The organism is Halorubrum shenae (assembly GCF_051194165.1).
Classification (GTDB): Archaea; Halobacteriota; Halobacteria; order Halobacteriales; family Haloferacaceae; genus Halorubrum.
Map to the genome: position 1 here is coordinate 232,529 of NZ_JBLZNI010000001.1, position 16,858 is coordinate 249,386.

Sequence of the window (16,858 nt, forward strand, 5' to 3'; positions counted from 1 at the left end):
CTCACTCGTCCGACCCGTCGATCATATCGCCGCCGATCACGATCCGGGACACGTCGGCCGCGCCCGCACGCCTGACGATCGCACGGACGAGGTCGTGCGCGCCGGCGAGGTTGTCGGAGTCGCCGTCGAGAACCAACAGGTCGGCGTCCGCGCCGGGCTCGATGACGCCGCGGTCCAGTCCCGCGATTCTCGCGCCGTTTACCGTCGCCATGCGGAGAATTTCTCGGGCCGGGAGATCGGAGAGCTTCGCCGCGAACTCCATCTCGCGGAACATCGACGGCGAGTCGAGCATGACGTTGTCGGTGCCGAGCGCGACCGTCGTCCGCTCGGCGAGATCGCGGATCGGCGGCACGCCGACGTTCGTCACGAGGTTCGATCGCGGACACACGACCACGGGGGTGCCGCGGTCAGCGAGTCGTTCGAGGTGGGTCTCTTCGGCGTGGACCATGTGGACGAGGAAGTCGGGGTCGAGATCCATCGCGGCGTCGATGTCGTCCGCGTCGCGCTCGCCGGCGTGGATGCCGAACAGCTTGCCCGCCTCCCGGGTCTCCGAACGCACCGCGTCGAAGTCGGCGTCGCGGGCGCCGGAGGCGCCGTACCCGTCCGCGACCGGGAGTACGTCCGGGTCGTCGCGGCCGAACACGACCGGCTCGATTACGCGCTCGCCGTAGTCGACGCCCTCGCCTGCGACCGCGTCCCGGAGCGCGGCGACGCCCTCGACGCCGCCCTCGCGGAACTCCAGGAACGTGCCGGTCCCGACCGACTCCATATACCGGAGGCTCCGCGCCATCGCGGCGACCTTCCGCTCGTGGCTCGCCTCGCGCAGGAGGCGGTGTTTGAGCCCGTCCGGCGGGGCGACCAGCTCGTCGAGCGAGAGCCCCTCGCCGGCCTCCTTGGCGATCGAGTCGCCGATGTGGGTGTGGGCGTTGACGAACGCCGGGAGGATCACGTCGTCGGACTCGACCGCACACTCCTCGATCCGGGCGATCTCGCCGTCGGCGACGACGACACGGCCCTCGACGGGCTCGAACTCCGGACCGATCAGAACGGTCCCTTCAAGGTGCATAGCATGGAGTCGCCGGCACGGGAGTAAAAGGTCACGACAAGGGCACGCCTCGCTCGCTCAGGCCTTGTCCGGTCACGCCTCGACCGATCACGCTTCGTCGCCAAACTCGTCGAGCGTCGTCGGCATCGCGCCGCGCACCTCGGCGACGAGCCCGTCCGGGTCGAGCCCGAGTACGGCGGCGGCGGCACGCCCCACTCGGTCGGTCGCGGGCCGGGGGGCGTAGACCCCGAGGCGCCACTGATTGCGCTGGGCGGTTCGGAGCGCGGAGACGAGCGGGGACTGCCGTTCCAGCCGGCGCACCTCGCCGTTGACGGTGACCCGGGCGGTCGACTCGCGCATCGACGGCTCCGGAGGGACGTCGAGGATCACGTGCTGGCGGGCGACGCCCGCCTCTTCGGCGATCTCGCGTTCCAACGCGGTTTCGGCCTCGTGGTCGGCCTCGTGGACGCGCTCGGGCACGCCGTCGTACTCGGCCCACACCGCCAGCTTGTAGAGGTCGCGCTCGTCGTACCGCCGGGAGAGCTCGGTCGTCTCCGGGCGGCTCCGGATCGCGGCGAGGAAGTCGTGGTCGTCCATCCGGCGGAGCTCGGCCGCGGTCGTCGAAGTCGCGTCGAGTAAGTCGCTCGCGGCCCGGCGCAACATGGACTTCGAGATACGCGCGACGTGGTGCGTGTACACGACCGGGTTCATCAGCGCGCGCGCTAACAGAAGGCTCTCTGCCGTCTGGACGTTCCCCTCGTCCAACACGAGCGCGTCGTCGCCCGTCCCGTCGTCGACGAACGTCAGTTCCCGGACGAACCGCTCGGTGTCGATCGTGCCGTACGGGACGCCGGTGTGATAGGCGTCCCGGACGAGGTAGTCCATCCGGTCCACGTCGAGCTCGCCCGAGACGAGCCCGCCGTACGGCCCCTCGCCGGCGACGAGCCCCGCGATCCGCTCGGGGTCGAGGTCGTGGTCGCGGAGCACCGCTCCGACCGCGCCGGTCGCGAGCAGCTCGTCGACGTCGTCGTGGTACTTCCCCGTGCGGCGGTGCGTGAGCGCCTCCAAGTTGTGGCTGAAGGGGCCGTGACCCACGTCGTGGAGCATGGCCGCGGCCTCGATCCGGTCAGCGCGTTTGCCCTCGATCCCGAGGTGGTCGAGCGCCCGGCTGGCGAGGTGGTAGACGCCGAGGGAGTGCTCGAAGCGGGTGTGGTTCGCGGAGGGGTAGACGAGTCGGACCGTCCCGAGCTGTTTCACGTGTCGGAGGCGCTGGATGGCGGGAGTCTCGAGGAGCTCCGCGGCGACACCGTCGATCTCGATGTGGTCGTGGACGGTGTCCTTGACCGTGATCATGGGTCACCGTTCGGCGGCATGAAACAAAAGCGACGTGTGTCGACCGGTGAAGACCGTCTCCTCCGGGGATCCGGAGCGTTGCCGAAAATTGGAACGGCCGGCACGATTTATAAGGGCAGTACTCAAAGGGTCGACCATGTACGAAATACTCATGGCGATCGACAAGGGGGACGATCGACGGGCGATCGCGCAGGCCGAGGCGATCACGAACCTTCCCACAATTGACGACTCAGTGACGGCTCACCTGTGCCACGTCTTCCAAGAGAACCCAGAAGGCGCCTCAGCTAATCAGATTTCGGCGGTTCGACGCGCCCGGGAGACGCTCGAAGAGGCCGGCGTCAACTGCGTCCACTACGAGGCGAGCGGCGATCCTGCGAACGAACTACTCGCGGCCGCCGATGATGTCGAGGCGGACGCGATCTGTATCTCCGGCCGGAAGCGACGCCCGACAGGAAAGGCCGTCTTCGGGAGCGTGACGCAGGACGTGATATTGGGATCGACTCGGCCGATCTTCACGGTCCCGGCCCCGCGAGACGAGTGAACGGCCGGCGTGTCGACCAGCTCGGTCGCGAGGTCGCGAGGCCGCCGAGGCAGACGCGAGCGTAAAATCGGTCTCGATCGGCTTCATTCGTTCGCGGGTGCCTGCTGGGAGATCGATCCTCGGACCTATTCGTCGACGATATCGACGTCGAGTCGCTTTTCGAGGTCGCGGACGACTGAGCCGCCGACGCCGGCGGTCGCGGCCCGGCCGTCCTCGACCGCGAACAGGTCGTCCTCGTCGACGTCGAGCTCCTCGGCCAGCTCCTCGACGGTAAGTCCGGCGTCCTGCCGGGCGGCGGCCACGTCGTCGCCGTAGCCGGAGACGAGGTACGGGAGCCGGTCCGACTCGTAGTTGGTCCCGCCCTCCTCCCAGTGTTTGGAGTCGCCGGTCGCGGAGTCGTACATCTTCGCCTGCTTGCGGGCGAGCTCCTTCTTCCGGCTCTCCGGGCCGCTCGATTCGGCGCTGGCGCCGCCGGGGCTCCCGCCCTGACTCCCGCCATGGCTTCCGCCCGAGCCCGATCCGCCGTGCCCGCTGGGCGCGTTGCCGGCGTCGTCGTGGGGACGACAGTCCGAGCAGACGAGGAGCTTCGCTCCGGCGACCGTCGCCCGCTGGAGATCCGTGGTCTCGCGCCCGCAGAGCTCGCAGGCGTCGCCGTCGTCGCCGCCGCCGCCACCGCCCGTCGAGTACTTCGGCATACCACGAGTAGAGGACCCCGATCGTTAAAAGGTCGTGGAGAGGTGACCGTCGGTCGAGAAACAATTGCGGTGAGCGCTCGGAGAGCGCGAACCGCGCGGCTGGGGCTTTGGAGGCCGTCACCGCGGAGTCGTCGATCACTTATAAACAGCCGACAACAACACCGCACTCATCTATAAACAACTGATCAACCGTACCGATCTACATACCCACTCTATCGGTCACGGCCCCAGATACCCCCACGCCTGCAGCCGGTCGCCGTCCCCGTTGATCCAGCGCTCGCCGATGTCGTCGCGGTAGTACATGTTGGGCATCACGATGCCGTCGATCCGGTCGTACGCCTGCTCGCGCGCGGCTTGCATGGTGTCGCCCGTGCCGGTCACAACGATGGGCATGCCGCTCTCGCCGGCGACGCGCCACTGGCCGTCGACCCGTTTCGCGTCCTCAAGGTGGATTCCGTCCCGGCGCTCAGTCTCGAAGACGACGGCCGCGTTCCGCGAGTTCTCGTCGTACGTCTGCTCGTCGTCGAACGGGAACGGCGGGAGGACGACCCGAACGGCGATCTGGTAGCCCCGATGGACGTCCGGATCGGGGTCGACTCCGCGTGCGAGATCCGCGAAAAACTGCCCGGTCGACGACTCGATCGACTCCTCCTGTAAGGCGATCGTCGGGTAGCCGAACCGCGGGGTGAACTCAAGCGGGTAGATCCCCGTCTCGTTCACGATGCAGTTGATGTCGATGCTGCCGACGTACCCCTCCTCGGCGAGCCACCCTTCGAGTCTCCCGAGGGTCTCTTCGAACAGCCTGTTCTGCCCGGCCCAGAACATCGACGTGCCCATCTCACCGGTCTGGGGGCCGATGTTGCCCGGAAACAACTTCTTATGCTCAAAATTGAAGTTGACCTGATCGATGAACTCGTTGCCGTTGAAAAATCCGCAGATGGCGATTTCCACGCCCTCGACCTTTCGTTGAAGCTGAAACCCCTTCATTCGGTGGCCCCAGGCCGTTTTGTACGCCTTCAGCACGTCAACGACGTCGCTGCCGTCGTCCTCGCTGCCGACGTAGAGCAGTCGTTTAACGTTCTGGACTTCCCCAAGCGGCTTGATAACGTACGGGGCGGGATGCTCTTTGACGTGTTGGATGCCGACATCGAAATCGTGGAAAATGTGGTGTTCAACGGTGTTGACGCCGTGCTCTTCGAGGATCTCCATCGCGTAGCCGCGGTCTTCTTCGAGGTGATCGGTGTGTGGCGTGCCACCGACGACGGCCTTGCCTCGCTCACGGAGTTCCTGAGCGAGTTCACCCGTTCCGATGTCCGATCCCACCCAGATGTCATCGAAGACGATCACGTCGGCCCAGTCGACCTCCGCGCGCCAGTCGTCCGTCTTCGGGACGAAGCCGTCACCGATCTCTCGATCGCGTTCGGCTTCGATGTAGTACTTCACGTCGTGGCCCTCGCGGTGGACCTGCCACGCGAGGTCGGTTATGAGCGCGGCGTCCGCGGAGACGAACAGAAACCGTTCGGCGTCCATGGGGACGCGTCGCGCGGTGAGGACTTGAGTGTGTGCCCGTCGCGCGGTGAGGACTTGAGTGTGTGCCCGTCAGCGGGGCGACCGGTTGACCCCAGAGCGATCGGCGGCGACCGCCGCCTACGGCTCGACTTTCGGGAACGCCGCGACGAACTCGTCGGGCGCGTTCTGTCGCACCTCGTAGCCCTCTTCGTCGAACGAAGGGACCTCCGCGGCCATCTCGTAGAACAGCGGCTTCGGCTCGTGGTCGTTGACGATGGTGAGGGTCTCCCCGGCGTCCATCTCGTCGAATGCGTCGTGAATCCGGTCGTGTCGGGTCACCGGCGGAATCTCGCGAACGTCGAGTTCTGGCATGCGATCAACCGTTCCCGATACACCCGTATGCGTGTTGAGCCGAATATGTTCGGGCTACTCCTCTCGGCTCACGGTCGTGCGTACATCTTTACGCGGGACCGTGGTAGAGTGACCCATGCAGGAGTTTACGCTGCGAGCTGACGACACCGGAACGATCGAACTCGTCTGTGAGCGGACTGACGAAGAGGCTCCTGCCCCTCGTGTTCGCTCGTTCGCCGGCCGCGACGAGTTTGGACTGCTCGTCGATGATCTGACGCCCGGAGAACAGATACTGCTGTTCGTTAACGACGATGCCTCTGAGGAGTAGCGCTCAACACGCCCGTCGCATCGCTGAAGGAGTACCGTGTACCGGCCGCGACGAAGACGAATCCATTTCCCCCGTGATAGCGAACAGTCGGTATGGCACAGGCTCGACTCAACGTCGAACTCCCGGACGGTCCCTGGGTCGGCGAGGTCTCTCGGGCGTTCCCGGAGGCACGGATCCAAGTACTGAGTGCGACACCCGGAGACGGTGCGGGGTTCGCGCTCGTGAAGATCACCGCGGACGACTTCGACGGGATCCTAGACGCGATCGAAGTCCACGAAACGATCGAAGAGGTCTCGGTAATGGCGTTGAGCGACGAGGTCGCTACCGTGCAGGTCGAAGCGCACGCACCGCTGTTGATGGCGGCCGCACGGCAGGCCGGAGTCCCGATCGAGATGCCCGTCGAGATAGAGAGCGGCGTGGCTCGTATCGACGTCACCGGAGCCCACGAGCGCATCGCCGACTTCGGGAAGATGCTCCGCGGCGTCGGCGCCGAGTTCGACGTCGAGTACGTCCAACAACGGTTGAATCCGGGCGAGTCGCTCACCGATCGCCAACGAGAGATCCTCTTCGAGGCGGTCGAACGCGGCTACTACGCCGTACCGCGCACCTGTACGTTGACCGAAGTGGCAGAACACATCGGGATCGCGAAATCGACGTGCAGCGAGGCCCTCCAGCGCGTCGAACGGACGATCGTCCGGGAGTTCGTCGATGACATTCCCCGGAATCCGATCGAGTTCGATGCCGACGCGGACGACGACGCCTGAGTCGGTTCGCGTGATGCCCGATCCGAATCGCGATGAGCGATGAGGATCGAACGATATCCCTCTGAGGGCGGTCTCGAGTGTCGTTCGTCGCTCGTCGATCTCGCGCAGATCGTCAACGAGTAGTACGTCACGACCGCCAACATGTACCACGTCACATCTGTCGACGAGTACCACGTTACACGTGTTGTATCCGTAACAAAATACGCGGCTTTTTACTATATAGAAACAAAAGTTCGAAAACAAAAAAATGAGGTTATTTTTGCTGGATGTTGCTCTCGAAGTTGAACACCTTTTTATCTGAGGTGACAGAACGTTCGGTCGAACTCAATGTCTCAGAAGACGCACCACGACTGGTGGCCGAACCAACTTGACTTGGAGGTTCTCGACCAGAACGCTCGCGACGTCGGACCGTACGAGGACGACTTCGACTACGCCGAGGCGTTCCAGTCGCTCGACCTCGACGAGGTGAAGGCGGACCTCGAAGAGCTGATGACGAGCTCGCAGGACTGGTGGCCGGCCGACTACGGCCACTACGGGCCGCTGTTCATCCGAATGGCGTGGCACAGCGCTGGGACGTACCGGACGGCGGACGGGCGCGGCGGCGGCGCCGGCGGTCGGCAGCGGCTCGCCCCCCTCAATAGTTGGCCCGACAACGCGAATCTGGACAAGGCGCGCCGGCTCCTCGTCCCGATCAAGCAGAAGTACGGCCGTGCGCTCTCGTGGGGCGACCTGATAATCCTCGCCGGAAACGTCGCCATCGAGTCGATGGGGTTCCGGACGTTCGGCTACGGCGGCGGCCGCGAGGACGCGTTCGAGCCCGACAAGGCCGTCTACTGGGGCCCGGAGTCCGAGATGGACACCCAGGAGCGCTTCGACAAACCCGGCGACATCGAGAAGGGACTCGGCGCGTCCGTGATGGGGCTCATCTACGTGAATCCCGAAGGGCCGGACGGTAACCCCGATCCCGAGCTGTCGGCGAAGAACATCCGACAGACGTTCGATCGCATGGCGATGAACGACAAGGAGACGGCCGCGCTCATCGCCGGCGGCCACACGTTCGGGAAGGTTCACGGCGCCGCCGACCCCGACGAGAACCTCGGTCCCGAGCCGGAGGCGGCACCCATCGAGGCGCAGGGGCTCGGCTGGGAGAACGACCACGGCACCGGTAAGGGCGGCGACACGATTACGAGCGGGATCGAGGGCCCCTGGACCGGGTCGCCGACCGAGTGGGACATGGGTTACCTCGACAACCTGCTTGAGTACGAGTGGGTCGCGGAGAAGGGCCCCGGCGGCGCCTGGCAGTGGCTCCCCAAAGACGGGGAGCTCCGCGGGAGCGCCCCGGACGCGCACGATCCGGACGAGAGCGTCACGCCGATGATGCTCACCACGGACGTCGCGCTGAAGCGCGATCCCGCCTACCGCGAGATCATCGAGGAGTTCCAGGAGAACCCGATGGCGTTCGGCATGAACTTCGCGAAGGCCTGGTACAAGCTCACGCACCGCGACATGGGCCCGCCGTCGCGGCTCCTCGGCCCGGAGGTTCCGGACGAGGAGATGATCTGGCAGGACCCGATCCCCGAGGTCGATCACGACCTGATCGGAGACGCCGAGATCGACGAGATCAAAGCCGAGATCCTCGACACCGACCTGACGGTGCAACAGCTCGTCAAGACCGCGTGGGCCTCGGCGTCCACCTACCGCGACAGCGACAAGCGCGGCGGCGCGAACGGCGCGCGCGTCCGGCTTGACCCCCAGCGAAACTGGGACGTGAACGAGCCGGCGCAGCTGGAGACGGTGCTAGACACCCTCGAAGGAATTCAGACGGAGTTCAACACCTCGCGCGACGACGACGTGCGCGTCTCGCTCGCTGACCTGATCGTCCTCGGCGGCAACGCCGCAGTCGAGCAGGCGGCCGCCGACGCCGGGTTCGACGTGACGGTCCCGTTCGAACCGGGGCGGACCGACGCCTCGGAAGAGCAGACCGACGCCGACGCGTTCGAGGCGCTCGAGCCGCGAGTCGACGGCTTCCGGAACTACGTCGCCGACGACATCGACCACAAGCCCGAGGAACTGCTCGTCGACAAGGCGGACCTCCTCGACCTGACCGTCACCGAGATGACGGTCCTCGTCGGCGGCATGCGCGCGCTCGGCGCCACCTACGAGAACACGGACCGCGGCGTCTTCACGGACAGTCCCGGGACGTTAACAAACGACTTCTTCGTGAACCTGCTCGACATGGGGACGGAGTGGGTGCCTGTCGAGGGGGACGGAGAGGACGCGGACGGCACGGGCGATCCGGACGTGTTCGAGGGGATCGACCGCGCGACCGGCGAGGTCGCGTGGGAGGCCACGCGGCTGGACCTCATCTTCGGATCGCACTCCCGGCTCCGCACTATCGCGGACGTGTACGGGAGCGAAGACGCCGACGAGAAATTCGTGCAGGACTTCGTCGACACCTGGACGAAGGTGATGCGGCTCGACCGTTTCGATCTGGAGTAGGTCGGTTCGTCGCGCTTGTCGCGTATACGATTTTTAAACCCGTGATCGGTCGGGTATCGGGGGTTCGGTTCTCGAGGAGGGACAATTACCCGTGCTTGCACCAGCAACCAGCCGTCATTTCTGCGAGGAACGGCTATCGCTGACATGGCGTATCAGACCACAGTCGGCTGGTCGCTCTTCACGTCCGGGCTAGTGACACTACTGCTCTTTTTATTGCCCGGTGATTCGCTCTGGTGGGGGATCGGCCTGCTCATAGCCGGACTCGTCATCCTCTATATCCGGCGGGAAGACGTTCTCTGACGCGGTCTTTGAGGAGCGCGCGCCGGCCGCGCGATCATTTGGAAGTCCGTTCTCGGAACTGCGGTGGGACGCCGCAGTGATTGCTGTTCGACTCAACCGACCCCCGCCTCACCACACCGGCGCGAGCAACAGCGCGACCGTGACCGAGATGAAGACGAGTTTCAGGGCGGTGTTGACGGCGATCACCTTCGTCCCGAACTCGGCGCCCCAGATCCCGTACTGGAAGGGGATCGAGCGCCGGAACGTGGAGACGGCGAAGGAGAGAATCCCCCCGATGAGCAGGCTCGCCACCGCGGTCCGGGTGGTGAAAATCCCCTCCGCGGTTCCGGCGAGCGTCACGGCCCCGGCGGTCGTATCGAGGGTGTAGACGGCGATCACGGGGACCGCCGCGCCGGGGAGTCCGAGGAGGCCGGTGATCGGCTCGGCGACGCTCGTCAGCGCCTCGACGTCGACGTTGTTGACGAGTCCGATCACGAGGGTGTAGATGACCGCGAGCCGCGGGACGATCCGCCGGAGGGTGGACCACGACTTCTCGCCGGCCTCGCGGACGCGCTCCCGACTCGTGCGGTCATCGGCGTCGGGGCCGCTGGCGTCGACCTCCGCGAGCGCGCTCCGGTCGACGTTGCGCTCGGAGACCAGGACGCCGCCCGCGAGGACGCCCGTGACGGTGATCGCCAGCGCGATCCCGGCGCGCGCGGAGACGTAGACGGCCCCTGTTCGGACACCCAAAACCGGGATCAACACGGGGATGTAGTAGGTGAACACGTGCTGGACGAAGCCGAAGAACGTGTTGATGGTCACGGCGACCAGCGTCGCGCGGTCGTCGAGCAGGCCGGACTCGCGGTACTCGGCGAGCGTGGCGTACCCCGCCGTCGTCGACGCCGCGGTCGTGAGAATCGCGGTGCCGACCTCGTCGGGGAGGTTCGCGGGCCGGGTGAGCCACCCGGCGAGCCCGGCGACGTACCGGATCAGCCCGAACGCGACCGCGACGTTGGCGGCGAAGACGCCGACCGCGATGAACGCCGAAATGCGCGCGAGCCGCGGGGCCACCTCGGCGAGCAAGGCGACGAGTTCGGCGACGACCGATTGCACGACCGGGACTTCGCGGTCGGCGACCTAATGGGCATCGGAACGGCGGGAGTCGACCGGTCGCGGTGCGATCGCTCGCGGGGCTTATGAGACCCCCGACCGAACCCCCGACAATGGCACCCACGGAGGACGACATCTCGATCGAGGAGAAGCGCGTGTACGCCGGGACGGCGGGCCGCACCGACGCGTACGTCGCCACCGAGAGCGGCGTCGTCCGGGTGGCGCTCTCGGCCGACAAGGTCGGCGCGTTCGACATGGTCGCGCGCGATCCCGCCCGTGACGCCGCGATCCTCCCGCGGCGAGACGCCCCGGGGCTGCTGGGCGTCGCGACGCCCGACGGGCTCCGGGTCGCGCCCGTCGGCGACGACCTCGCGTTCGAAACGGTCGATGCCGACCCCGTCGGATCGAAGTCGCTCGTCGCCGTCGGCGTCCACGACGGCGCGTTCCTCGTCGCCGGCGAAGACGGCGAGATCGACCGGGTCGAGGTCGATGACGAGGGCTCCGATCCGGCGGCGACCTCCATCGGCACCGTGTCGGACCCCCGTGCGATCGACGGCCCCCTCGTCGCCGCCGGCGACGGGGTCCACCGAGTCACCGGAAGCGACGGCGCGACCGAGACCAGCGGTCTCACCGCGGTCGGCCTCGACGACGCCCGCGACGTGGCCGGGTCCGGGATGCCCCTCGCGGCGACCGCCGCCGGCGTCTACTGGCTGGGCAACGGGTGGATGACGGCGCTGGAGGGCGCCGCGACCGCGGTCGCCACCGACGGCGACGGCCACGCGATGGCGGCCGTCGACGGCGACCTGTTCGTCCACGAGAGCGACGGCGGCGAGTGGGACGCCGGGACGTGGCAGAGATCGGACCTCCCGGTCGACGAGGAGCCGGTCGCGCTCGGCTACGGCCCCGGCGTGTCCGTTGTGGTCACCGACGCCGGCACGCTCTGTGTCGACGCCGGTGACGGGTGGCGTCACCAGGTCGTCGGCGTGCGGGGGGTCGCGGGGGTCGCGCTCGCGGTCGTGGAGTGAGGACGAATGGCATCTCAGGTTTCATACGTAGTTGGCTGCAGATCGGTGGCGAACGCCTCCAAAGGGGCAGCCGGGAGAACTCGCCCGACTCGCTGCGTTGCTCAGTTGGTCGCTACGTTTTCCAGTTCGTGATTGCCCCCACGCATGACATGTATAGATAATATACTGGTCCACAGCTTATTATACTGTTCTCCCGTTGTTCAGCATACGATGCCCGAGGACACATCCTCACCACATCGAATACGACCGGACGGCGGTACCGAACACCGTGACGTGAACGATGTCGTCGAAGACGAATGGGTCGAGGAGACGACGCCGTTCGAACGAGTGTACGAGATCGTCCGCCGTGCCTACGATCCGGCGTCCGCCGCTGAGCTCGCCGACCGCGCCCGTGTCTCGCCGACCACGGCGCGAAAGCACCTTCGAACGCTCGAAAGCGCCGGCGAAGTGACGACGTCGCAGGACGGCCAAACGACGCGGTACCGACGGTCGGAAACGGCCATCGTCACCGAACACGCACAGTCGCTCCTCGCGGAACAGACGCCCGGAGAGATCGCATCCGGAATCGCGGATATGAAGGCACAGATACAGGCGTGGCGCGAGGAACACGGTGTCGATTCACCGGAAGAGTTCGCCCGCGAGTTGGCTGTCGGCGACGCCGACAGCGACCACGGCGCGCTCCTCACGGAGTGGCAAACGACACGACGCAACCTCGCGCTCGCCCAAGCCGCACTCGCTATCGGTGAGGCGACTCACACCGGTCACCTGACCGGCACAGATACAGATGACGACGGCAATGGCGATACATCCGTTGTGGTATGACCGACGACGAGAGAGATCAACACCGCCAGTCGAACGAGCAGTCCGAGGCCTTCGGCCCTATCGACGTTGGAGCGTTGCGCGAGATTCGAGACCTCTTCGTCGAACAGGAGCCGCTGGTCAAAACGGCGTCGCTGGACGATCCGTTGAATCCACAGACGCTCTCGGTCGAGCTGTCTGACGGCGTCGGAGCGGCCTCAACCGCTCAGATAGACGTCCGGTGGAGTCTGACTGGGAACTACGCCGCACACTACACCGACGACCGCGATCGGAATTTTCGGTTCGACTGCCACCCGAAACCCGACGCGCCGAGACGGCATTTCCATCCGCCACCCGATGCTCCGAGCCGGCCGGTCGAGCCGTCCTGTATCACTGTGTCTGCGGCCGGTCTCGTCACACGAGCGATTCTCCAACGCTGGCGGCATGCCCACACCCACGAAACGTTCGAGGCGCTCAACGACGCCGAGAATCCGCCGTAGGCGGGCGCTTCGTCGGTCATGAACGACGCTTCCGGTTCGAGCGCTCGTGCTACGCGCTCGGCAGATCGATCTTCTCGCCGTCGACGTAGACGGTCGGGTTCCGGATGATTCCGTCGAGGTGGACGGGCGCGTCGGTCTCGCCGCCGATTCCCGCGTTATCGCCGATAGCGATGTGGACCGTCCCGCCGGCCTTTTCGTCTAAGAGGACGGATCCGACCAGCTCGTCGACGCCGACGTTCGTCCCGATCCCCAGCTCGGCGAGGTTGTACGCGGCGTCCCCGACCGACTCGGCGGCGGTCTCGAGTTCGTCGCGGACCGCCTCGTCGCTGACGGAGATCACGAGCCCGTCTTCGACCTCGAACACCAGCTCACGCCCCGTCCCGAGCAGGCCGTGTGGCATCATTGTCCCGTCGACGACGTACGTGCCGGTCGCGGTCTCGGGCGCGATGAAGACCTCGCCGGCCGGCAGGTTCGAGAAGTCGCCAGGCCCGTGGACCATCCCGGTGTCGGCGAGCCACTCGCGGTCGCCGATCCCGAACGTGATGTCGGTGCCCGCGGGCGAGGTCACCCGGACCTCGTCGGCGTCGGCGACCTGTTCGAGCACGTCGTCGCAGGCGGCATCGATGGCGGCGTAATCGGCGTCGAGCCCGGTGGTGAACACGGGCTCCGTGATCCCGGGGAGGGTCGCACCGCGCGCCCCGGCGTCGCAGGCGCTCCCGCGAGCGCGGGTGTGACTCAGGCTCTTCGTCGTCGGCGCGAGGAAGACGTCGCTCTCGGCCATCGCGGCCGCGACCGGTGCCGGCGGTTCCGTCCCGTGCTGGTCCGCCGGCGGATACCGGAGGACCGTCGTGTCGTCGGTGATCGCGCTCGCGGCCTCGTAGAGTGCCTCGCCGATTCGCTCTCGTTTGTCGTCGGTGACCACGACCACGGACTCGTCCGGCGCGACGCGCAGACACTGCTCGACGGCGGTCTCGGCTGCTTCCGTTAGATCGGTCGACATGTTCGACGATCCGCGACGCCGGGCGTTAGTCCTTCTCATCGGCGACCTATTTACTCCGTTTCGAAACTCAGTTTCATCTCCGCGGCGTGCGAATTAACCGACTGATTACTCTCGGCGTAGTTAATTTCTCACCAAATCGCTCGAAAACATTATACAGTTCGCCGAGCGACTGGTATCCATGATACGCGTGGGCCTCAACGGGTACGGAACGATCGGGAAACGTGTCGCGGACGCGGTCGCGGCTCAGCCCGACATGGAACTTGTCGGCGTGACGAAGACGAGCCCGGACTACGGCGCCGAGACCGCGCTCCGCCGCGGGTACGACCTGTACGCAGCTATCGACGATCGAGCCGCCGCGTTCGAGGATGCCGGCCTCGAGACCGCGGGCACTCTCGGAAACCTGCTCGACGCGGTCGACGTGATCGTCGACTGTACGCCCGCCGGAATCGGCGAGCGTAACCAACCGATCTATGCGGCCCACGACACCCCCGCAATCTACCAGGGCGGCGAGGACGCCGCGATTGCCGACGCATCCTTCAACGCCCGCGGCAGCGGTGCGATCGACGATCCCGACTCCCTCCGCGTCGTCTCCTGTAACACGACCGGCCTCTCGCGGCTGCTCGCCCCGCTCGACGAGGCGTACGGCGTCGAGAAGGCACGCGTGACGCTCGTTCGTCGAGGCGGCGACCCGAGCGAGACCGACCGCGGCCCAATAAACGACGTCGTCCCGGACCCGGCGACGGTCCCCTCTCACCACGGTCCCGACGTGAATACGATTCTCCCGGATGTCGCTGTCGACACGGCCGCGCTGAAGGCGCCGGTCACCGGAATGCACACCCACAGCGTCAACGTCACGCTTGAGCAAGAGCCGACGACCGTCGAGGCGCGAGAGCTGCTCCGCGCGGAGGACCGGCTGTTCCTGATCCCCGAGCGCGCCGGCATCGACGGCGCCGGGGCCCTGAAGGACTACGCGGCCGACGTGGGGCGTCCCCGCGGCGACCTCTGGGAGAACTGCATCTGGGAGGAGTCGATAAGCGTTGAGGGGCGGGACCTGTACCTGTTCCAGAACGTCCACCAAGAGGCGGACGTGGTGCCCGAGAACGTCGATGCGATCCGCGCGCTGGTGACTGACGTCACACGAGAGGAGTCGGTGGCACGGACGAACGAGGCGATCGGGGTCGGGCTTGACAGCCTCCTCTCCGACGCCGGATCGGCCCGCGATCAGATCGTCGCGGACGACTGATCCGAACGTCCGCTGTTCAGTCCCGCCTCACTCCGACGGAGTCGTCACCAAGAACGTCCGGCCGGCACGGCGTTCGAGGTGGACCTCGCTGCCCTGTACGCGGTTCAGTCGTGCGCGGTCTGCGATCCGGTCGGTCCGACACTCGGTGACGTCGACGCGAGTCGGGGTCGCGTACCGCGGTCGGTCGTGGCTCGTCGCGCTCATACTGTACAGGAGGACCGGAACGCCCCTATAAGCGAGCCATCCCCGGAGTGAAAGTGAAAGTAGAGCCGTTGTCCGTGTGAGCGACGTGATCGACTGGTCCTGACCGACACCGGCTACCGACGCAGCCCCGCCTCCTCGTCTCCCTCGATGAACCGCACGGTGAAGTAATCGTAACCGCCGTACGCAGCGTCGAGTGCGCCCAGCCACCAGTTCCAGCGCTCGGCGATCGAGGAGCCGTCGGGCGCGTCGCCGAGGTGGTCGATCACGCCCGGCACGGTGAGGGCGTGCCCGCGGTCTCGCGAGGGTCGCCCCGAGTCGGCCAGATCGCGTGCCGCCCGAGCGACTGCCCGCCGCCCGGCTTCCGTCCCGCCGAACTCGGACTCGAGGGCGTTCTCCAGACGCTGTTGTTCCATAATCGAGTCTATGAGCCCGAGGTATATGAGCCGCGTGGTATGGGGTAGCATATCCGGTGTCGACGGTCTCCCATCCCCTCGTCGGTGCCGAGATCAGAGTCGAGCCGCGAGCGCGAGGAAGAGGAGACTGAACGGCGCCGTTAAGAGGGTCAACAGCGCTCCGGCCGCCGCCTCGTCGGCCGCGAGGGCCATCGCGAGGCCGGCGACGAGTGAGACGGAGCCGAGGATCGCGAGGATGACGCGTTCCGCGACACTCGCCCGGTCCGGACCATCCGTCCGCGCGAGCACCGCAGTTAGTTCTCGCTCGACGGTGTCGGCGAGGCCAGTCGGGACGAACACCCACGGCGTCGAGCGGTACCACGCGTTCCCGCGGTAGGCGAGCAGGAACAGGGTCGTCCACGGGAGGTCGATCCGACGCGTCCGGACCACGGATCCGAGGTCGTCCGCGCGCGTCCGGTCGTGGCTCCGGTAGGTCCGCTCGATCGTTTCGGCAGCCGGGTCGAGCCGCAGATCGGTTCCCCGCGAGCCCGCGATCACCGGGAGGAACGCCATGAACGAGACGAGCAGCGGGACGAAGACGGGAAGTACCGACGGCGTGGCCGAGAACGGGCCGGGACCGATCGCCACCGCCGCACTCGCGAGCACGGCTCCCGCCCCGGCGAGAGTCCAGCCGAGCCGGAACGTCGACGGATCGAACGAGTAGTCGCCGAACTGCGACAGGAGCTCGCGGCGGCGCTCCGGGGAGGTCCGGTCGTACGCCACGAGCCAGTAGAGCAGCGACACCGGGCCGCCGACGAAGAGGATGACAAGCAACGCCCACGTCGACGCCGGCGGTCCGCCGCCGCCGAGCAGGGAGGCACCGACTCCGGCGGCGACGACTAACGCCGCGACGAGGATGAGTCCAGCGGCGGTCACGCTCGCGCCGAGCGCCAGCGACCGCAGGCGCTCGAAGCGGACCGGCCCCCACTCGAGGGGCGCCATGTCGCGATCGACGTCGGGCGTCGTGCCCGAATCGACCCCGGAAGCCGTGTCGAGCTCTCGATCCGGCGGCGACTGTCTCCCGTCGATCGACGCGTCGGACTCGGAGGGCATAGCCGCTCGTTGGCGCTGTGACGGTTTAAATTCCGGTCGTCGAGCCGATTGGCAAATGGGTGCCGCCGTCCCGGTTCGGCTGCGTCGGGGTGGTAGCGATGTGAACAGA

The 16,858-nt window shown here is 66.8% G+C and carries 19 protein-coding genes; 9 read left to right on the forward strand and 10 right to left on the reverse strand.

The genetic code is table 11. The features are described from left to right. Position 1: 1 nt before the first annotated feature. Both ACNS88_RS01175 and ACNS88_RS01180 read right to left on the reverse strand, forming a co-directional pair. Positions 2–1,066 carry an amidohydrolase family protein gene (locus ACNS88_RS01175; protein ID WP_435093093.1) on the reverse strand — a complete coding sequence of 355 codons (1,065 nt, stop codon included), beginning with the start codon at positions 1,064–1,066 and terminating at the stop codon, positions 2–4. Positions 1,067–1,153: 87 nt separating this feature from the next. Further along, the gene (locus ACNS88_RS01180) at positions 1,154–2,398 is read right to left on the reverse strand and encodes an HD domain-containing protein (RefSeq protein ID WP_435093095.1); all 1,245 of its coding nucleotides are present in this window, start codon (positions 2,396–2,398) and stop codon (positions 1,154–1,156) included. A gap of 136 nt (positions 2,399–2,534) precedes the next feature. On the opposite strand from ACNS88_RS01180, the gene ACNS88_RS01185 reads away from it, so the two are divergent. Beyond that, on the forward strand, positions 2,535–2,939 hold the full coding sequence (locus ACNS88_RS01185; RefSeq protein ID WP_435093097.1) for a universal stress protein: 405 nt from the start codon (positions 2,535–2,537) through the stop codon (positions 2,937–2,939). Between the two features lie 125 nt (positions 2,940–3,064). On the opposite strand, the gene ACNS88_RS01190 is transcribed toward ACNS88_RS01185, so the two are convergent. The 3 genes from ACNS88_RS01190 to ACNS88_RS01200 form a co-directional block, all read right to left on the reverse strand. Further along, positions 3,065–3,634: a helix-turn-helix domain-containing protein gene (locus tag ACNS88_RS01190; RefSeq protein WP_435093099.1), complete on the reverse strand. Its 570-nt coding sequence runs from the start codon at positions 3,632–3,634 to the stop codon at positions 3,065–3,067. 219 nt (positions 3,635–3,853) lie between these two features. Beyond that, positions 3,854–5,164, reverse strand: a complete 1,311-nt coding sequence (locus ACNS88_RS01195) for a phosphoribosylamine--glycine ligase (RefSeq protein WP_435093101.1) — start codon at positions 5,162–5,164, stop codon at positions 3,854–3,856. A gap of 117 nt (positions 5,165–5,281) precedes the next feature. Continuing rightward, positions 5,282–5,515 (reverse strand): DUF2249 domain-containing protein, encoded by a 234-nt coding sequence (locus tag ACNS88_RS01200; protein ID WP_435093103.1) that lies wholly within the window; start codon positions 5,513–5,515, stop codon positions 5,282–5,284. Positions 5,516–5,630: 115 nt separating this feature from the next. On the opposite strand from ACNS88_RS01200, the gene ACNS88_RS01205 reads away from it, so the two are divergent. The 4 genes from ACNS88_RS01205 to ACNS88_RS01220 all read left to right on the forward strand — a co-directional run bounded on the left by ACNS88_RS01205 (position 5,631) and on the right by ACNS88_RS01220 (position 9,385). Further along, a complete protein-coding gene (locus ACNS88_RS01205) occupies positions 5,631–5,822 on the forward strand; it encodes a hypothetical protein (RefSeq protein WP_435093105.1) in 192 nt (63 codons plus the stop codon). Between the two features lie 92 nt (positions 5,823–5,914). Continuing rightward, positions 5,915–6,586, forward strand: coding sequence for a helix-turn-helix domain-containing protein (locus ACNS88_RS01210; protein WP_435093106.1), 672 nt, complete (start codon positions 5,915–5,917; stop codon positions 6,584–6,586). A gap of 327 nt (positions 6,587–6,913) precedes the next feature. Continuing rightward, positions 6,914–9,085, forward strand: coding sequence for a catalase/peroxidase HPI (gene katG, locus ACNS88_RS01215; RefSeq protein ID WP_435093108.1), 2,172 nt, complete (start codon positions 6,914–6,916; stop codon positions 9,083–9,085). A 144-nt stretch (positions 9,086–9,229) separates the two neighbouring features. Next, on the forward strand, positions 9,230–9,385 hold the full coding sequence (locus ACNS88_RS01220) for a hypothetical protein (protein WP_435093109.1): 156 nt from the start codon (positions 9,230–9,232) through the stop codon (positions 9,383–9,385). Positions 9,386–9,493: 108 nt separating this feature from the next. Here ACNS88_RS01220 and ACNS88_RS01225 read toward each other — a convergent pair whose 3' ends face one another. Then, entirely contained in the window at positions 9,494–10,477 is a 984-nt protein-coding gene (locus ACNS88_RS01225; protein WP_435093111.1) for a nucleoside recognition protein, read from the reverse strand. A 110-nt stretch (positions 10,478–10,587) separates the two neighbouring features. On the opposite strand from ACNS88_RS01225, the gene ACNS88_RS01230 reads away from it, so the two are divergent. The 3 genes from ACNS88_RS01230 (at position 10,588) to ACNS88_RS01240 (ending at position 12,797) form a co-directional block, all read left to right on the forward strand. Next, positions 10,588–11,499, forward strand: a complete 912-nt coding sequence (locus ACNS88_RS01230) for an HVO_0234 family beta-propeller protein (protein ID WP_435093113.1) — start codon at positions 10,588–10,590, stop codon at positions 11,497–11,499. Positions 11,500–11,709: 210 nt separating this feature from the next. After that, positions 11,710–12,321, forward strand: coding sequence for a winged helix-turn-helix domain-containing protein (locus tag ACNS88_RS01235; RefSeq protein WP_435093115.1), 612 nt, complete (start codon positions 11,710–11,712; stop codon positions 12,319–12,321). Further along, a complete protein-coding gene (locus ACNS88_RS01240; protein ID WP_435093117.1) occupies positions 12,318–12,797 on the forward strand; it encodes a toxin-antitoxin system TumE family protein in 480 nt (159 codons plus the stop codon). Before ACNS88_RS01235 ends, ACNS88_RS01240 begins: the two co-directional genes overlap by 4 nt. 49 nt (positions 12,798–12,846) lie before the next feature. Here the strand turns inward: ACNS88_RS01240 and ACNS88_RS01245 are convergent, their stop codons facing one another. Next, the gene (locus tag ACNS88_RS01245; protein ID WP_435093119.1) at positions 12,847–13,797 is read right to left on the reverse strand and encodes an aminopeptidase; all 951 of its coding nucleotides are present in this window, start codon (positions 13,795–13,797) and stop codon (positions 12,847–12,849) included. A 178-nt stretch (positions 13,798–13,975) separates the two neighbouring features. Between ACNS88_RS01245 and ACNS88_RS01250 the strand changes: the two genes are divergently transcribed. Beyond that, complete coding sequence (locus ACNS88_RS01250; protein WP_435093121.1) at positions 13,976–15,040, forward strand: type II glyceraldehyde-3-phosphate dehydrogenase; 1,065 nt, start codon at positions 13,976–13,978, stop codon at positions 15,038–15,040. Positions 15,041–15,067: 27 nt separating this feature from the next. On the opposite strand, the gene ACNS88_RS01255 is transcribed toward ACNS88_RS01250, so the two are convergent. From ACNS88_RS01255 to ACNS88_RS01265, 3 genes are all read right to left on the reverse strand, one after another. Continuing rightward, positions 15,068–15,244: a hypothetical protein gene (locus tag ACNS88_RS01255; protein WP_435093123.1), complete on the reverse strand. Its 177-nt coding sequence runs from the start codon at positions 15,242–15,244 to the stop codon at positions 15,068–15,070. Between the two features lie 113 nt (positions 15,245–15,357). Next, positions 15,358–15,657 (reverse strand): WNWW family protein, encoded by a 300-nt coding sequence (locus tag ACNS88_RS01260; RefSeq protein ID WP_435093125.1) that lies wholly within the window; start codon positions 15,655–15,657, stop codon positions 15,358–15,360. Between the two features lie 93 nt (positions 15,658–15,750). Continuing rightward, complete coding sequence (locus ACNS88_RS01265) at positions 15,751–16,749, reverse strand: hypothetical protein (protein WP_435093128.1); 999 nt, start codon at positions 16,747–16,749, stop codon at positions 15,751–15,753. Between the last annotated feature and the right edge of the window lie 109 nt (positions 16,750–16,858).

Bases quoted from the DNA above. Each gene is read 5' to 3' on its own strand.
- ACNS88_RS01175 (WP_435093093.1), bottom strand. From the start codon at position 1,066: ATGCACCTTGAAGGGACCGTTCTGATCGGTCCGGAGTTCGAGCCCGTC.
- ACNS88_RS01180 (WP_435093095.1), bottom strand. From the start codon at position 2,398: ATGATCACGGTCAAGGACACCGTCCACGACCACATCGAGATCGACGGT.
- ACNS88_RS01185 (WP_435093097.1), top strand. From the start codon at position 2,535: ATGTACGAAATACTCATGGCGATCGACAAGGGGGACGATCGACGGGCG.
- ACNS88_RS01190 (WP_435093099.1), bottom strand. From the start codon at position 3,634: ATGCCGAAGTACTCGACGGGCGGTGGCGGCGGCGGCGACGACGGCGAC.
- ACNS88_RS01195 (WP_435093101.1), bottom strand. From the start codon at position 5,164: ATGGACGCCGAACGGTTTCTGTTCGTCTCCGCGGACGCCGCGCTCATA.
- ACNS88_RS01200 (WP_435093103.1), bottom strand. From the start codon at position 5,515: ATGCCAGAACTCGACGTTCGCGAGATTCCGCCGGTGACCCGACACGAC.
- ACNS88_RS01205 (WP_435093105.1), top strand. From the start codon at position 5,631: ATGCAGGAGTTTACGCTGCGAGCTGACGACACCGGAACGATCGAACTC.
- ACNS88_RS01210 (WP_435093106.1), top strand. From the start codon at position 5,915: ATGGCACAGGCTCGACTCAACGTCGAACTCCCGGACGGTCCCTGGGTC.
- katG (WP_435093108.1), top strand. From the start codon at position 6,914: ATGTCTCAGAAGACGCACCACGACTGGTGGCCGAACCAACTTGACTTG.
- ACNS88_RS01220 (WP_435093109.1), top strand. From the start codon at position 9,230: ATGGCGTATCAGACCACAGTCGGCTGGTCGCTCTTCACGTCCGGGCTA.
- ACNS88_RS01230 (WP_435093113.1), top strand. From the start codon at position 10,588: ATGGCACCCACGGAGGACGACATCTCGATCGAGGAGAAGCGCGTGTAC.
- ACNS88_RS01235 (WP_435093115.1), top strand. From the start codon at position 11,710: ATGCCCGAGGACACATCCTCACCACATCGAATACGACCGGACGGCGGT.
- ACNS88_RS01240 (WP_435093117.1), top strand. From the start codon at position 12,318: ATGACCGACGACGAGAGAGATCAACACCGCCAGTCGAACGAGCAGTCC.
- ACNS88_RS01245 (WP_435093119.1), bottom strand. From the start codon at position 13,797: ATGTCGACCGATCTAACGGAAGCAGCCGAGACCGCCGTCGAGCAGTGT.
- ACNS88_RS01250 (WP_435093121.1), top strand. From the start codon at position 13,976: ATGATACGCGTGGGCCTCAACGGGTACGGAACGATCGGGAAACGTGTC.
- ACNS88_RS01255 (WP_435093123.1), bottom strand. From the start codon at position 15,244: ATGAGCGCGACGAGCCACGACCGACCGCGGTACGCGACCCCGACTCGC.
- ACNS88_RS01260 (WP_435093125.1), bottom strand. From the start codon at position 15,657: ATGGAACAACAGCGTCTGGAGAACGCCCTCGAGTCCGAGTTCGGCGGG.
- ACNS88_RS01265 (WP_435093128.1), bottom strand. From the start codon at position 16,749: ATGCCCTCCGAGTCCGACGCGTCGATCGACGGGAGACAGTCGCCGCCG.